Below are 15,563 nucleotides of genomic sequence, written 5' to 3' on the forward strand. Positions count from 1 at the left end.
CATTCTGCGCAGTTGGCATACAATATTGCGCATGACGCAAGAAGTCGCCTTGGATGGCGTGATCCGCCAACGCATCCGTGCCCTCCGCTTGGCCCGCGGCTGGTCATTGGACGCCCTCGCCGCCCGCTGTTACCTCAGCCCGTCCACCCTGAGCCGCATCGAGACCGGGCACCGTAGGATTGCCCTCGATCAGTTGGTCCCCATCGCGCGGGCGCTCGGCACCACCCTCGACCAGCTCGTCGAGTCCGCCGTGGACCAGGACGTGGTGATCCGGCCGCAGCCCCAGCACGCCCCGGGGCTGACGAGCTGGCTCCTGTCCCGCGAGGACACGCTCCACGGCGCGACCGTGGCGAAGATGCGCATCACTCCCGAGCGGCCCGCCGGGCCAGAGCACCGGAGCGTGCACCCCGGCCGCGAGTGGTTCGCCGTGCTGTCCGGCACAGCCCGCCTGCAACTGGGTGAGCGAACCATGTTAATCCAAGCAGGCGACGCAGCCGAGTTCTCGACCATGGTTCCGCACGCAATCGGCGCCCATAACGGTCCCGTGGAGATCCTCACGATCTTCGACCACGACGGGGAGCGTGCCCACCTGCACGCCTCGGACGAAGCTCTGCAGCCGTGATGCCTGTGACCGGGAGGCCGTGCCAGGACGCAATCTGCGAGGCGTCGGCCTGGGACGACGTATTCCAGCCGACCGTGGCGCAAAGGGCCTTGATTGCTTGAAAAACGTTCTGGTCGGCTGGTCTCACCCGGTTATCCGCAATGCCGTTCGGTTTGAGGGCGGGGTCGGGTGGCAAGATCTTCGTGGTGAGTGTCGCGGGGTAGGTGCGGCGGTCCGCGTTGCGCTCCTTGGCCCGGTACTTGGAGATCGCGCGTTTGATGACCCGGGGCCGGGTGCGTATCCGGCGGGCGGGCATCGGTTCGGCCAGCACCGCCGCGCCGATGCGTCCGACCAGGTCGATCACGGTTCCGGCCAGGATCCCGCGGGTTTGGATGACCTGGTCACGGGCCGCCCTCAGGCCGATGCCGAAGGACAGTCGGTCCGGATCGACCCCGGGGTGCCGCAGGGTGACATCGGTCATCGCGGTGCGCAGGACCTGGTAGCAGGTCAGCAGTGCCCACATTTCCTGGATGACCGCTCCCGGGTGCCGCCCGCGCAGCACCCGGCCGCCCAGGATCAGGGCCTTCAGTTCGCAGTACGCCGTTTCGATCTGCCAGCGCTCATGGTAGAGCGTGACCAGTCCGAGGGCGGGAGCCTGGCGGGGATCCAACAGGGTGGTGATCAGGCGGTAGTCCGCATGGGTGGTTCCCTTCTCCGTGGTGACCGTGAGTTCGGCATCGATGACCCGCACCGGCAGCCCGGCGGCGTTGGAGAGGTAGGAACCATCGGGGAGCAGCCGGAGCACCGGCAGTTTCATCGCGGTGGCCGCGGATTTGGCCCGGAAGAGGAAGTCCGCGCCGGTGTCGGCCACGTCCCGGCAGAAGGCGTAGGTGGCGAAATTCCGGTCCCCGAGCAGCACCATGCCCGAGTGCAGGCAGGAGACGATCTGGTGGGCGTAGCTCAGCTCGCCCACGGCATCGGTGCCGAAGGCCGCCTCGATCACCGACCGGGTCCCGGCGGTGAGGATCGCGACCATCCGGAGCATGGGGTATCCGGCCTCGCCGTTGGGTCCGCCGCGCGGTTTGGGATACCGGGCGCGGTTGGCCTCGGTGTCGGCCACGGCGATCTGCGTACCGTCGATGGCCACCACCAGCCGGCCGGCGAACCGGGTTACCTGCCGGTTCCCGGTCACCGCGGGGCCCTTGAGAAGGGTGAACAGTTCGCGCAGCGGCGCCGGGCCCACCCGGCGCATGGCCTGGCTCAGCGACGAGGCCGTGGGGTTCTTCAGGGGTGTGGGAAGTCCGGAGACCAGGCGTGAGAAGATCTGTTTCCAGCCCTGGTCGGCGAACAGGACCCCGGCCAGCAGCAGGTAGACCACGACGCGGGAGGGCAGCCTGCGCACCCGTTGTTCCTTGCCTCCGGCCGTCTCGAGGGCGGCATCGACCATCTCGAACGGCACCACGCGGGTCAGCTCACCCAAGTGGCCGGGGGCGAGTACCCCCGGGGCGTGATTAATGGCAGAATCGGACATCGTGGCTCCCGTGGGGGTAGATCAGTCTTGGAGGACCGAACTACTTCAACAGGAGCCACACCTCTTTTCCCGGAGAACACGCCGACGCCGTGGGACTTGACGCTGAACTCCGGCGCCTAACCGAAAGGCATTGGGATTAGCCCCGCAATGCTGCTACTGCCCGCCATTGTGGATTGGCCCGTCCTGGGAGCCTTCGGATTCGAGAATCTGAACGACATCCCTAGCGAATTGCACGCTGCAACGGTGTTCCCGTTGCCCACTGCTGATGAGCTGCACTAGTTCCTCAAGGGCCGAGCCCAAAGCTTCATGCGAAGTTGTTATGGGTTGCGGCATGACCGAATGACCACGCGGTCCCCAGAAGGAAAGCCTTTCTTTTTGGGCAGCTGCGGGTGCTCGCAAGCTGAAACTCAACGCACTTGTACGCTCGTCTTCATGTGCCAGCAGCAGATGCACCAAGTCTCGCGTTCGCCGGCAAAGACCTCAGTCCACCTACACCCACACTGACACGTTAGATGAGACAAGAGGCCAAATCCCGCAGGCTGACCGATTAGATGAGAAAACTGACAACTATTGTCCCGTCTCACTTAAGTTGACCCACGAATACCCCGGAATCTCGCGGGTTGGGCCAACTGTAGTGAGACAAATTTTGCCGGTTTGTCTCACTACAGTTGGCCCAAATTGGTGAATGTGGCCGCGGGAGCGTTGTGCGTGGTTCCTTGGGGTGAGGACGGGCTGATGGTCTCGGGGCCGGTGAAGGTGGGCATGGTTCTTTCCTGTGTCATCCAGCGGCGGAGGGGATCACCGAAGCCCTGGGGAATCCAGCCGTCGGTTATTTGTGAGCTGATTTTTTCCAGGAAGGCTGCCGGGTCCGGGGACTTCGCTGCGGCTTGCCAGTATGGCGAGGCCAGCGCGGAGGCCAGGTCGACGACGGACGGGTAGAGTGCCGCCGCTATGGTTGCCGGGCGTGCTGCCTGTGGGGTGTCGCCGGGGGCCGTCAGGGCTATGGTCCTGTCTGTGAAGCAGCCGAAGTGTCCGAACTTTTCGTACCACTGCCAGTTGATCAGGCTGGAGGCTTCGAAGGCTTCCAGGACGGCTGGTCTGCCGAACCTGGTGATCAGATTCCGGTGGTGCCGGTGCGCGGCAAGGATCCCGGGGCATGTGTCCAGCCGCACTTGCGTGCCCGTGCCGGCGTTTCCGTCGCCGGTCCAGAGCCGGTGGCGGGGGCAGAGGACGCGTTCGTGGGTTGTATGGACGATGACGTGGTTGCCCGCGCCCCGGCTGAGGGTGCAGTGGGAACACGCGATGCGGGTCGCCTTGGATGCCGGGCGGCCTGCGGATTCCGGGAGAAGGGTTCCGGCGCTGAGCTGGGGCATGGCCAGGATCAGGGTCCGCACGGTGTTTCCTGACAGGATGGCCAGTGTTTCGGTCCAGGATCTGCCGGTGCGGTTGCGCAGCTGACGGACGGCGCCGTAGCCGGTGTGGTTCGCCATCTCGATCCTGCGGATGAATGACGGCGTTGTCTCGTCCGGGTATGGGCGGGTTTTCCGCGGCAGTGGACGGAGTACGGGGATGTCCAGGGGGCCGGTCATCCGGGTGACCCGTTCAGGATTTCCGGGGCCGGGGGCTGACGGTTTCGGCGGCGTGGTCGAGGTTGATCGTGCCCAGCAGCCCGCGGTCAATTTTCTCGGTGCCGGTCAGGATGGCCATGATGGCGGCCTGCCGGATGAGGTGGGAGAGGCTGCTGATGCTGCCGCCGGTGCGGTGGTGCAGGTACTGGGCCTGGACGGTGAGGGTGTTCGGGGCGTGGTCGTGCAGGCGCAGGCCGTTTTCGAGGGTGGCGACGAGGGCGTCCCATTCTTCGGTAAGCGGGAACGGGCCGGTGGTCATCAGCACGGACCGGGCGGAGATTTGCCGGCCCCGCAGCCCGGTGAACAGGCCGGAGTTTTCGACATTGATGCCGGCGTAGACGAAGGTGGCCGGCATGTGCTCGGTGAAGTATTTGAGGTGGTCGGACATGTCTTCGCCGGCGCTGGTGGCCAGGTTCAGGTTGTGAATCTCGTCCACGATCACGAGGTCGGTTCCGGCGTTCGTGAGGACCTGGCAGACCGCGTCGGCGATGTCGGTCACGTTCTGCCGGGGGCGCTGGGGCAGACCGAGGAAGTTGGCGAATTCGCTGGCCAGCTTCCGTGGGGAACCCTTGGGCGGGGTGGTGATGTAGACGACGGGGATCCGGTCCTGGTCGGGGTACTTGCGTTTGATCAGCAGTTCGTGGGTTTTGCCCAGGAGTTTGATGGCCGTGGTTTTTCCGGAGGCCCAGGGTCCGGAGACGACCATGCCGCGGCGGGCGCTGATCTCGCGCTGGTTGAGCATCATCAACAGCCGGCCCTGGTTGGTGATCTGGCGGACGGTGGAGGTTTCCACGATGACGAGTTCGGAGTGGTAGCTGATGCGTTGTTCGTCGTAGTGTTCACGCTCGGATGCGACCATCGCGGCCAGCTCCGCCGGATCGGGCAGCTCGATCGTGGGCGCTACGGACGTGACGAAGCTCCGCCAGCCCTGCAAGGTGGTGGTCGGGGCCCTGCTGTTGCTGGGGAGTTCAGCCGTCACCACCATGTCTCGGCCTCCTTGTGGGGGTCATAGATCTTCAGTGGGATGATCTTCGCCAATTTTGCGGCATCCACTTCCTGTTCCTCCGGGGGCTCAGCGGCTGGGTCGGGCTTCGGGGCAGGCGCATGTTCCGGCTGCTGCTGATCCAGGTGGGGGCGTGGCCGTTGGGCCGTGACGGCGGCCGTGTTGCGGGCGGCGGCCCGCTGGTCTTTCCGCTGCCGCTTCCGCGGCTCGGCCGGTGGTGAGGCCTTGTCGAGGATGTTGTCCACGGCAGTTCTGATCTCGTCCTCCGAGGGGCTGGTGGTGCCTCGGCCGGCCACGATTTGGCGGCCGTACTCCCAGATGTCGTCCCCGAAGGGTTGGGGAGAGGCGGAGAGGTGCCGCCAGTAGGCGGTGATCCAGCCGCCGTCGTGGTGGTTGCGGATCCAGACACAGCAGGCATCATAGGGGTCATACCTGACTTCCCACATTCCGTTGAGGGCCTTCATCCCGGACTTCTGGCCGCGGAAGGGGTTGAGTTCGGCGGTGTCGTAGACCCGGTGGCGTATTTTGACCCCGTAGCTGTTAATGACCCTCGTTTCCGCGGGCATGAGTTCCAGATAGTCCTCCGCGCCGAAAGGGACGGGGACGTAGCCGCTGACGGCCAGCAGGGCCGCGTACTTTTCGTTCGGTGTCAGCACCCGGGACGGGGTGAAGGGATCCCGTAGCCCGTCGTGGGGCCGGTTCTGCCAGCCGGTGACGATCCATTCATCGAGCAGGTCCTGGATCTCCGGCAGCGAGAACACGGCCTGGTGCTCGGCGTTCTTACCGCGTCGCTCGACCGAGGAGCCCAGGTAGCCGGTGACGTATTGGGCGAAGAGTGTGCCGATGGATTGCAGGGTGCGTTCGATGACGGGCTTGTCGGTGGGGGTGTCGGGGTGGGCCGGTTGGAGGCTGATGCCCTGGCTGCGGCAGGCGCTCTTGAACGTGTTGGAGAGGTAGGCCTTGCCGTGGTCGCAGACGATGGTTTCTGGCACGATGACCGGTTTCGCGGCGGCGCCGGCGAGGCGTTCGTCGATGGATTTCATCGACCGGTAGGGCAGGGCGGAGGCGGCCATTGATGCCGCTTGGGCCCAGCCGGGGCGCATCAGCTCGGGGGTCAGGCAGCGGGCGAGCAGGAGGGCCGCGTCCACGGCCTTCGTGGTGGGCCGGACGACGGCGGCGGGGATGCTGCGGGTGGCGATGTCGACCATGGCGGTCAGTTCCACGCGGCCGATGACGCCGTCGTCGAGTTCGACGGCGATATCCAGGGCAGTGGAGTCGATCTGCATCAGCTCCCCGGGCCTGACCGGATAGACGGCGCCGAAAGGGCCTTCGGGCTGCTGGGCAAGGGTGCGTCTGGTTCGGGCTGACCCGGTGGCGTGGCGTCCCTCGGCGAGTTTGCCGATAAGGCGGTGGAAGGTGGCCCTCGACGGCAACGGAACAATGTCCGGCCCGTAGACGGCTTCGAGTTGCTTGCCCACTTGGCGCATCAGGCGGTCCGTGGTTCCTGAGGACTGATGGGTGTTGGCCTCCAGCACTGAAAGAATGGCGTCGACGACGCGCTGGTCCGTCCGGCCGGCCAGGGGCGTTTGGCGGATGAGCCTCCGGTCAACCAGCCCAAGGACGCCCTTTTTCTCATAGGCATGGCGCAGTCTCTGCAGTGAGCCGATGCTCATGGTTTCGCCCAGCTCGTGAAGCTCCGCCAGTTTGGCTTGCTCACGTTGCCGCAACGATGTGCGTGCGACGTCGAAGGTCCTTTTGGCGGTCTGGCCCGGGGCAGCGTTGCAGGGGACACCGTCCAGAACTTCGGTCATGTGGCCTTCCATCCACCGCGCTTTTTCCTGCACGTCGGTTGGCAACGAGTCGAACAGCATGGATGGGCCGGTGATCCGCCGCAGCGTTGGCCGTGTTCCCACGATTCTGAAGGTCTCATCGGCGAGGAGCGACCCTACCTTGATGGCGACGGGTGCTTCGCCGGCAACGGCGAGCATGGCGACGTCGCCGTCAAGAGCGGTGAGCCGGTAGATGACCCCGCGGAGCTCAACGTCATCGCCGAGGCGCAATACGGCAGACCGGACGGTCATGGCGCCTCGCCTTTCAGCCAGACCACAGTGTCCAGATGGAGAACCCGGCGTCTCAGGTCTGTGCTGATCTGTTGCTTCCACAGCAGGTGGAACAGCGGTGCCAGGGCTGCGAAAGCGTCGCCGGTTCTGGCCGCCAGGTCACGCACCGACACCGGGCCGTCCTGGGCGAGCCTGTCCAGGAGCATGGCTGTTGCAGGTGCCCGAAAGTATCTTGGATGCCGGTATCCGGCCAGCCACCGCAGATTCGCCAGGAAAACTGGAGGTAGTCCGCCGAGGCGCCTGTAGGCCCAGCCGACGGTGGCGCACAGGTCCTCGGTCGCTTGAAAAACCTCTTGATCAGGCGGAGTCACCCTGCCGTCGGCCCGCACATCGATCACGACTGCGGATCCATCCGCCAGCCGGATGAAGTAGTCCGGCACATGTGAACGCTGGGGGAGTGAGGTGGACAATGCGATGCGGAAGGGTTGGGACGCGATCCCGGTGACGTTGGGGTCGAAGTCCAGCGACATCAAATTATCGCGTTCGCACCAGGACTCGAAGCCGACGTGGCGCTGGTTCGTGGCGCACCACCAGAGGCCGGCAAAGTTGTGCTGTCCCTTGAAGGCCGCCGGGCGCCGGATCGGCAGGGAGTTCTCAAACGGGACCATCCAGGACTCGGCAAGAAGGCCGGTCGTGGGTGCAGGGGAATACTGCCCCCTGAAGGTCAGGGTGCCTGGAGCAATCTCGCGTCTGGCACAAGCCTTGGACGCCGCCGCAGCGTGTCCCACGCCTTAACTGTAGTGAGACGGAACCGGCTGATGCCTTAAGTGAAGTGAGACACGCCGCGCCAATGCATTAAGTGTGGTGAGACAGAAACCGCCAATGCATCATCTGTAGTGAGATTGCCTCAACTTAGATGAGACAGGACAACTATGGTGAGAACGGACATTGACGGACAGGAACGACCCTTCGGGGAGCCCCTTCCGAATCCCAGGTTTACATAATGTCGATTATCGGCGTTAACGCAAGGAGTGTGGAAGGGGCTCTGCGGCCACCGATCGACGCCGGTCGAGATCCACGCATCTTCAAGTTCACCGGCCCTCCGGATCCATCGGCCTCGCTGGGAATGAACCTTGACGGTGCACCTGAGATTCCTGGAAACTGCTGTTCCGCGAACTGGCCACCCGGGCTGAGAATCCGCGGATCTTTGACCCGGCAAACGGGCCTGCTGCGGAGCCCGAGCACCAATGTCCGGAACGGCATCGCCGCCACCGAAGCCAGCAACCTCTTCGGCCACGCCCCGGAAGGCCTCGACGCCTGCCCCGGAATCGATCTACTTGACATAACTCATTCCGCAACGGTCTCGTGGACAGCAGATGCGGCAGCCCGATGCCGGCACTCGACGTGTCCCCCGCCGTATCAACCGTGGAGCGGACGAGCCGAACCAGATGAGAGAACGAGATCCCCGGTCAGGAGCGGACGTAGGCCGCGAGGTGCTGGCCGGTGAGCGTGGAGCGTCCGGCGACCAGGTCGGCGGGTGTGCCCTCGAAGACCAGCCTGCCGCCGTCGTGGCCGGCACCGGGGCCAAGGTCGATGATCCAGTCGGCGTGCGTCATGACGGCCTGGTGGTGCTCGATGACGATGACTGATTTGCCGGACTCCACAAGGCGGTCGAGGAGGCCCAGCAGGTTCTGGACGTCGGCGAGGTGCAGGCCGGTGGTGGGCTCGTCGAGGACGTAGACGTCACCCTTCTCCGCCATCTGGGTGGCCAGCTTGACGCGCTGCCGCTCGCCGCCGGACAGCGTGGTGAGCGGCTGGCCGAGGGTGAGGTAACCGAGCCCGACGTCCACGAGCCGGTCGAGGATCTTGTGGGCCGCCGGGGTGCGGGCTTCCCCTTCGCCGAAGAACACCTCCGCCTCGGTCACCGACATTGCCAGCACTTCGGCGATGTTGCGGCCGCCCAGCGTGTATTCTAGGACGGACGCCTGGAACCTCCTGCCCTCGCAGTCCTCGCAGGTGGACTCGACGGTGGCCATGACTCCCAGTTCGGTGAAGATGACGCCCGCGCCGTTGCACGTGGGGCAGGCGCCTTCCGAGTTGGAGCTGAACAGCGCCGGCTTCACGCCGTTGGTCTTCGCGAACGCCTTGCGGATCGGCTCGAGAAGGCCCGTGTACGTCGCAGGGTTGCTGCGCCGCGACCCCTTGATGGCACCCTGGTCGATCACCACAACACCGTCGCGGCCGGCCACCGAGCCGTGGATCAGCGAGCTCTTGCCCGAACCCGCGACACCCGTGACCACGCAAAGCACGCCGAGCGGGATGTCGACGTCCACGCCCTGGAGATTGTGCGTGGACGCGCCACGGACCTCCAGGGCGCCCGACGACGAGCGTACCGACTCCTTGAGGGCAGCCCGGTCATCCAGATGGCGGCCGGTGATGGTGTCACTCCCCCGGAGGCCCTCCACGGTGCCCTCGAAGCAGACGCTGCCGCCCCCCGTGCCGGCGCCGGGACCGAGGTCGACGACGTGGTCGGCAATGGCGATGGTCTCGGGCTTGTGCTCGACGACGAGCACGGTGTTGCCCTTGTCCCGCAACTGCAGCAGCAGCTCATTCATCCGCTCGATGTCATGCGGGTGCAGGCCGATCGTCGGCTCGTCAAAGACGTAGGTGACGTCCGTGAGGGACGAGCCGAGGTGCCGGATCATTTTGGTACGCTGGGCCTCTCCCCCGGACAGCGTGCCCGCCGGCCGGTCCAGCGAGAGGTAACCCAGCCCGATTTCGGCGAACGAGTCGAGCAGGTGCTGCAAGCCTTTGAGGAGCGGCGCGACCGAAGGCTCGTTGAGCTCGCGGACCCACGCGGCCAGATCGCTGATCTGCATCCCGCACAGGTCGGCGATGTTCCTGCCCTGGATCTTCGAGGACCTGGCCTCCGGGCTGAGCCGCGTGCCGTCGCACTCCGGGCAGGCCTGGAACGTGATGGCGCGCTCCACGAAGGCCCGGACGTGAGGCTGCATGGCGTCGACGTCCTTCGAGAGCATCGACTTCTGGATCTTCGGGATCAGCCCCTCGTAGGTGAGGTTGATGCCCTCGACCTTGATCTTGGTCGGTTCCTTGTAGAGCAGGTCGTGCATTTCCTTCTTGGTGAACTTCGCGATCGGCTTGTCCATGTCGAAGCCGGCGCCGCTGAAGATGCGGCCGTACCAGCCGTCCATGCTGTAACCGGGGATCGTCAGGGCACCCCCGCCGAGCGACTTGCTGTCGTCGTACAGCGCGGTGAGGTCGAAGTCGGAGACCGAGCCCATGCCCTCGCAGCGCGGACACATGCCGCCCAGGTAGACCGCGTTTTGGACGACGCTTTTCTCGACCCTGCCACCGGCTTTCTCGGTGCTCATCACACCGCTGGCCTTCCGCGTCGGGACGTTGAAGGAAAACGCAGTCGGGGGCCCGACGTGCGGGGTGCCCAGCCGGCTGAAGAGGATCCGGAGCATGGCGTTGGCGTCGGTGGCGGTGCCCACGGTGGACCGGGGGTTCGCGCCCATCCGCTCCTGGTCGACGATGATCGCCGTCGTCAGCCCCTCGAGGTGGTCCACGTCGGGCCGCGCCAGGTTGGGCATGAATCCCTGCACAAAGGCGCTGTAGGTCTCGTTGATCATCCGCTGCGACTCCGCGGCGATCGTGGCGAACACGAGCGAGCTCTTGCCCGAGCCGGAGACGCCCGTGAACACCGTCAGGCGCCGCTTGGGGATCTCGATGCTGATGTCCTTGAGGTTGTTCACGCGCGCGCCCTGCACGCGGATCAGATCGTGGCTGTCCGCTACGTGCAGCTCAGGCGACTGCGTGTCCGTCCTCGTGGCCATACCCATCGTGTCTCCATCTGTTAAGCGGCCGCGTTCACGGTCTCCGCCGGCGTCGTCTGGCTCTATCTAACCAGCTTCGGGCGGTACAGCCGGTCCTCGTTCGCCGGCGCGGTCCGCTGTCCACCTCACTGGAGCAGCCCGCTGTCTACCTCACGGGTCCTGGAGCAGCCCGAGGACGTTGCCGTCGGGGTCGGTGACGGTGGCCACCAGGCGGCCGCCGCCGACGTCGTGCGCGGGCTCCTTCACGGTGGCACCCGCGGCGGTCACCTCGGCCAGCTTCGCCGCGAGGTCCGGCACGTGCCAGTAGGCCACCGGCGAGGTCATGCCCTGCGGTCCGCCGCCGGGCACCAGCCCGATGTGCTGGCCGGCGGCCTCGAAGCCGACGTAGTAGGGCCCGTCGGTCTGCGGCGGCACGCCGAGCAGGGCGGCGTACACCGCCTTGGCCGCGGCGAGGTCGGACACGGGATGCAGCACGGTCTTGATTCCCTGGGTGGAAGAGCCGGTCATGTTCACTCCTGGGTCGTGGTGGTGTCCATGGCGGTCACTCTAGCAGTGGCCCGTGACCGGCGCTTCCCGGTTCCTGATCGGTCTGGTGACCTGTTTCGCCACGCACGACGGCGTCCCCGCCGCCGCGCACGCCGCAAGCGGAACCATTGTCTTTGACGCCGGCCTCACTGAGAATGAACCATGACGGTCTACCTGAGGTCCCTGGAAACTGCTGTTCCGCCAACTGTCCTGGTCCAGTCCGAAGCGCGCGACGTGTTTGCCGCCCAGCCAGGGCTGACCAGGCTGGGCACCAGGCTGGTTGCCACCTGCTTCGACTCGGCAGCCATCGACACCCGCTACACCGCCGTCGAGGAACTGACCATGGCCCGCCGCGCGGAGAATCCGCGGTTCTTTGACCCGGCCACGGGCCTGCTGCTCAGCCCCAGCACCAAGGTCCGGAACGACATCTTCGCCACCGAAGCCAGCAAACTCTTCATCGAGGCCGCCCGGAAGGCCGTCGACGCCTGCCCCGGAATCGACGTGCTTGACATAACCCATCTCGTGACGGTCTCCTGTACGGGATTCTTCAACCCCGGCCCGGACTACAAGATCGTCCGGGCCCTGGGCCTGAACCCCGCGGTGCAGCGCTACCACCTCGGCTTCATGGGCTGCTATGCGGCATTCCCTGCGCTGCGGGCCGCCAAATCCTTCTGCGAGGCCGATCCGGACGCCGTCGTGCTGGTGGTCTGCGCGGAACTCTGCTCCCTCCACGTCCGGACCTCCAACGACCCGGACACCATCATGGGCTCGGCACTCTTCGCCGACGGCGCGGCGGCCGCCATCATCACCGCCCGGGAGATCCCCGGCGCGCCGGCGCTGCTGCAGCTGGACCACTTCGAGACCGTCCTGACCCCCGTCGGCGAGGAATCCATGGCCTGGAACATCGGCGACGAAGGCTTCGAGATGGTGCTCGGAAACTACGTCCCGCACATCATCGACGACCACATCATCGGCGCCCTGGAGCCGCTGCTCTCCCGCGACAGCACCCTGCTCGGACTCCCCTACCGGGACATCCGGCACTGGGCCATCCACCCGGGCGGCCGCAGCATCCTGGACAAGGTCCAGTCCCGGCTGGAGCTCACCGACGAGCAGCTGGTCCCGGCCCGTGAAACCCTGCGGAACTTCGGCAACATGAGCAGCGCCACGGTCCTGTTCGTGCTCAAGCACATCCTGGACCTTCCCGCCGCTGCAGACGCGGCCGACGCTGCCGCCCCCGAGGACGACTCCGCAGCCGGGGGCGAGCGGATCTGTTCCATGGCGTTCGGCCCCGGCCTGACGGTGGAAACGGCCCTGTTCACCAAGCTCCGGGCGCCGCGGGACGGCGACGGCGGGCGGACCGGAACCGCCGCCCTGCCGGAATCCGCATGGGCCTGAGCGCAGGCAGGGGCCCCCTGCGCGCCCGCGCTGCCGGTGCCGTCGAGGAAATGGACCTGCCCGGCTGCGATCCGGCACGGCTGGACCGCACCTATGCGCAGTTCGCCCTCGTCAACAGGACCGTCTCCGGCTGGCGCGGCATCTACCGCACCCAGATCAGGCCACTGCTCTCCCCCGGCTCACCCGCCACCCTGCTGGACATCGGCTGCGGCGGCGGCGACGTGCCCGTCCGGCTCGCCCGCTGGGCCGCCAGCGACGGGCTGCGGCTGGAGATCACGGCCATCGACCCGGACCCGCGGGCCAGCCGTTTCGCCCTCGAGCGGAACGGCGCCGCAGGCGTCACCTTCCGGCAGGCCCCGGCGTCCGTGCTCGTGGACGAAGGCCGCAGCTACGACATCGTGATCTCCAACCACGTGCTCCACCATCTGGAAACGGACGGGCTGCCGGCGTTCCTCGCCGACTCCGCGGCCCTGTGCCGCGGCCTGGTCCTCCACAACGACCTGCGGCGCAGCGCCGCCGCCTATGCGCTCTTCTATGCGGGGTCCTGGGTGTTCACCGGCTCCTACATCCGGCAGGACGGGCTGACGTCGATCCGGCGCAGCTACACCTCCCGGGAGCTTCAGGCCGTGGCTCCCCCCGGCTGGACTGCGGCACGCCGCTCCCCCTTCCGGAACCTGCTGATCCTGGACAAGCGGGCGGACAAACGGTCCGGTGAACGGGGTGGCAGGAATGCCGCGGGAGGCTGAGGTCCTGGTCATCGGCGGCGGACCCGTGGGGCTTTTCCTGGCCGTCCTGCTGCTGCAGCGCGGCGTCACGGTCCGGGTCCTGGAGCAGCGGCCCGCCGCAGACCCGCACCCCCGTGCCATCGGCATCCATCCCCCGGCGCTTGCCGCCCTGCAGGGCGCCGGCGTGGCCCGGGAACTCGTGGCCCAGGGCGTGGCGATCCGCCGCGGCATCGCCGTCGGCGGCGGCCGGCGTCTTGCCGAGATGTCCTTCGCCGGGGTGTCCGACATGTTCCCGTACGTCCTCTCGCTGCCGCAGACACGCACCCAGGCGGTGCTGGAGCGGCGCATCCGGGAACTGGACCCCGACGCCCTGCACCGGGGTGTCCGGCTCACCGGGCTGCACGACGACGGCGGCCGGGTTATCGTGGAGGCCGCCTCCCCCGCGGGCGCAGTCCGGTATTCGGCGCCGCTCCTGGTGGCGGCCGACGGCGCGCGGTCCACCGTGCGGGCGCTGCAGGACATCCCCGTGAAGGCGAAGGATTATCCGGACAGCTATCTGATGGGGGATTTTGCCGAGAGCACGGACTTCGGCCCGGACGCCGCCCTGTTCCTGGCAGCCGACGGCATTGTGGAGTCCTTCCCCCTTCCGGGCGGGGTGCGCCGCTGGGTCGTCCGGCTGGCTGCCGTGCCGGCCGGTGCGGACGCCCGCTGGCTGGCGCGGCGGGTCACCGAACGCACCGGAATCGGGATTGACCCGGGGACGAACAACATGCTCAGCGGCTTCGGCGTCCGCTCGCGGCTGGCCCGCCGCATGGTGAACGGCCGGACCATACTGATCGGAGACGCGGCCCATGAGGTCAGCCCCATCGGCGGGCAGGGCATGAACCTCGGGCTGCTGGACGCGCTGGCTCTGGCGCCCATCCTGGCCGCCGCCCTGCACAACGGCAGCGGCAACGGCAACGGCAGCGGCGTGGCTGCGCCGCTGCGGTGCTTCGAACGGACGCGGCTGAGGGCCGCCGCCACGGCCGTCCGGCAGTCGGAAATCAACATGGCGTTGGGGCGGCCCCTGCCGGGCCCACTCCTTGCCGTCCGGAACCGGGCAATCTCCGCCGCCGCCGCAGTTCCGGCGGTGAACCTGCTCATCGCCCGCCGGTTCACCATGCAGTGACAGCCCCATGCCGCCATAGAACACGTTCAGCCTAGACTGTTCCCATGGGCCGCCTCTTCCCGCGGCACCGGGGGCGTCCGGCCGCCGCTCCGTCCGCCCGGACGACCACGCCGAGGGTACTCGCCGCGCTGCTCCTGCTGGCCACGACGGCGTCCTGCAGCGCCGTCATCCCCGCCCCCGGGGCCTCCCCTCCCGCATCGGCCGCGCCCCGGCCGGTGACGGCCGGGATCAACCAATTCCGCGACAACTACAGCAGGCAGATCATCGAAATACAGCTCACCAACAACACCGCCGGCCCTCTGACCGTGCTGGGGGCGGAGCTGGAGAGCCCGCTCTTCCCTTCCGGGATCAGCTGGCCGGCACCGGGCGGCGGGATAGAGCTGCCGCCGGGACAGCCCAAGAGCCTGCCGGCGCCGCTGCCCGCCCCGGACTGCGGGCAAGGACCAGCCCCGGCGGGGCCAGCGGCAGGGACCGCAGCGGCAGTGACGGCAACGCCAGGACCAGCGGACGCCGGGCCGGGAGGCCCCGCCACGGTGTCCCTCCGGCTGGCCGGACCGGAAGGACGGACGGAACAACAGGCCGCGGTCCCGGCGCCGGACCCCTACGGCGTCCTCACACGGAACAACGCCGAAATGTGCCTGGCCGGGGCGGCCTCCGCCGTCGCCGGCTTCCGGCTGGAACCGGACCTTGAGGTGTCCGCCGACGGACGGACCGCCGTCATGCGTCTGACGATCACGCCGCACCCCGCCGGCCCGGCCGGCGGACAGACACTGACCGTTGACCGGATCGAGGGCACCACGCTGCTGGAGGAGGACCAGGACGAGCCGTGGCCCCGCTCAGTGACGGTCAGCGCGGGCGGACAGCGCCCGGGGCAAGCCACCGTGCTCCGGCTGCGCATCCGCCCCGCGCGCTGCGACCCGCACGCCGTTGCCGAGGACAAAGTGGGGACGCTGCTGCCGCTGCGGGTGCGGGCCGGCGGGAGGGAAGGAATCCTGAAGGTCGACGCCGGAGGGCTTCTGCGGGGGCGTCTTTACGACTTTGTCACATCGGCCTGCGGACGCCAGTAGTCT

Annotated in this window: 13 protein-coding genes; 6 read left to right on the top strand and 7 right to left on the bottom strand. The window is 67.3% G+C overall.

The window, feature by feature from the left end:
* Positions 1–31 precede the first annotated feature (31 nt).
* Positions 32–622: a helix-turn-helix domain-containing protein gene (locus ACQCSZ_RS08390; RefSeq protein WP_427007558.1), complete on the top strand. Its 591-nt coding sequence runs from the start codon at positions 32–34 to the stop codon at positions 620–622.
* Here ACQCSZ_RS08390 and ACQCSZ_RS08395 read toward each other — a convergent pair.
* The 7 genes from ACQCSZ_RS08395 to ACQCSZ_RS08425 form a co-directional block, all read right to left on the bottom strand.
* A complete protein-coding gene (locus tag ACQCSZ_RS08395) occupies positions 555–2,132 on the bottom strand; it encodes an IS4 family transposase (RefSeq protein WP_427007559.1) in 1,578 nt (525 codons plus the stop codon). The genes ACQCSZ_RS08390 and ACQCSZ_RS08395 overlap by 68 nt on opposite strands.
* A gap of 662 nt (positions 2,133–2,794) precedes the next feature.
* Complete coding sequence (locus ACQCSZ_RS08400) at positions 2,795–3,622, bottom strand: hypothetical protein (RefSeq protein WP_427007560.1); 828 nt, start codon at positions 3,620–3,622, stop codon at positions 2,795–2,797.
* A 112-nt stretch (positions 3,623–3,734) separates the two neighbouring features.
* Positions 3,735–4,745, bottom strand: coding sequence for a TniB family NTP-binding protein (locus ACQCSZ_RS08405; protein ID WP_427007561.1), 1,011 nt, complete (start codon positions 4,743–4,745; stop codon positions 3,735–3,737).
* A complete protein-coding gene (locus ACQCSZ_RS08410; protein ID WP_427007562.1) occupies positions 4,736–6,844 on the bottom strand; it encodes a Mu transposase C-terminal domain-containing protein in 2,109 nt (702 codons plus the stop codon). Before ACQCSZ_RS08410 ends, ACQCSZ_RS08405 begins: the two co-directional genes overlap by 10 nt.
* Positions 6,841–7,611, bottom strand: coding sequence for a TnsA-like heteromeric transposase endonuclease subunit (locus tag ACQCSZ_RS08415; RefSeq protein WP_427007563.1), 771 nt, complete (start codon positions 7,609–7,611; stop codon positions 6,841–6,843). Before ACQCSZ_RS08415 ends, ACQCSZ_RS08410 begins: the two co-directional genes overlap by 4 nt.
* 681 nt (positions 7,612–8,292) lie before the next feature.
* Positions 8,293–10,686 (bottom strand): ATP-binding cassette domain-containing protein, encoded by a 2,394-nt coding sequence (locus ACQCSZ_RS08420; protein ID WP_427007564.1) that lies wholly within the window; start codon positions 10,684–10,686, stop codon positions 8,293–8,295.
* A 144-nt stretch (positions 10,687–10,830) separates the two neighbouring features.
* The gene (locus tag ACQCSZ_RS08425; protein WP_427007565.1) at positions 10,831–11,187 is read right to left on the bottom strand and encodes a VOC family protein; all 357 of its coding nucleotides are present in this window, start codon (positions 11,185–11,187) and stop codon (positions 10,831–10,833) included.
* 52 nt (positions 11,188–11,239) lie between these two features.
* On the opposite strand from ACQCSZ_RS08425, the gene ACQCSZ_RS08430 reads away from it, so the two are divergent.
* Genes ACQCSZ_RS08430 through ACQCSZ_RS08450 form a run of 5 tightly spaced genes read left to right on the top strand, consistent with a single transcriptional unit; the run spans position 11,240 to position 15,560 of the window.
* Positions 11,240–11,371: a hypothetical protein gene (locus tag ACQCSZ_RS08430; RefSeq protein WP_427007566.1), complete on the top strand. Its 132-nt coding sequence runs from the start codon at positions 11,240–11,242 to the stop codon at positions 11,369–11,371.
* Positions 11,368–12,600, top strand: coding sequence for a type III polyketide synthase (locus ACQCSZ_RS08435; protein ID WP_427007567.1), 1,233 nt, complete (start codon positions 11,368–11,370; stop codon positions 12,598–12,600). The genes ACQCSZ_RS08430 and ACQCSZ_RS08435 overlap by 4 nt, the downstream gene beginning before the upstream one ends.
* Positions 12,591–13,346 carry a class I SAM-dependent methyltransferase gene (locus ACQCSZ_RS08440; RefSeq protein ID WP_427007568.1) on the top strand — a complete coding sequence of 252 codons (756 nt, stop codon included), beginning with the start codon at positions 12,591–12,593 and terminating at the stop codon, positions 13,344–13,346. Before ACQCSZ_RS08435 ends, ACQCSZ_RS08440 begins: the two co-directional genes overlap by 10 nt.
* Positions 13,330–14,493: an FAD-dependent oxidoreductase gene (locus ACQCSZ_RS08445; RefSeq protein WP_427007569.1), complete on the top strand. Its 1,164-nt coding sequence runs from the start codon at positions 13,330–13,332 to the stop codon at positions 14,491–14,493. The genes ACQCSZ_RS08440 and ACQCSZ_RS08445 overlap by 17 nt, the downstream gene beginning before the upstream one ends.
* A gap of 44 nt (positions 14,494–14,537) precedes the next feature.
* The gene (locus ACQCSZ_RS08450) at positions 14,538–15,560 is read left to right on the top strand and encodes a hypothetical protein (RefSeq protein ID WP_427007570.1); all 1,023 of its coding nucleotides are present in this window, start codon (positions 14,538–14,540) and stop codon (positions 15,558–15,560) included.
* The last annotated feature ends 3 nt before the right edge of the window (positions 15,561–15,563 follow it).

This window comes from Pseudarthrobacter sp. H2, from assembly GCF_050157045.1.
In the GTDB taxonomy this organism is placed as follows: domain Bacteria; phylum Actinomycetota; class Actinomycetes; order Actinomycetales; family Micrococcaceae; genus Arthrobacter.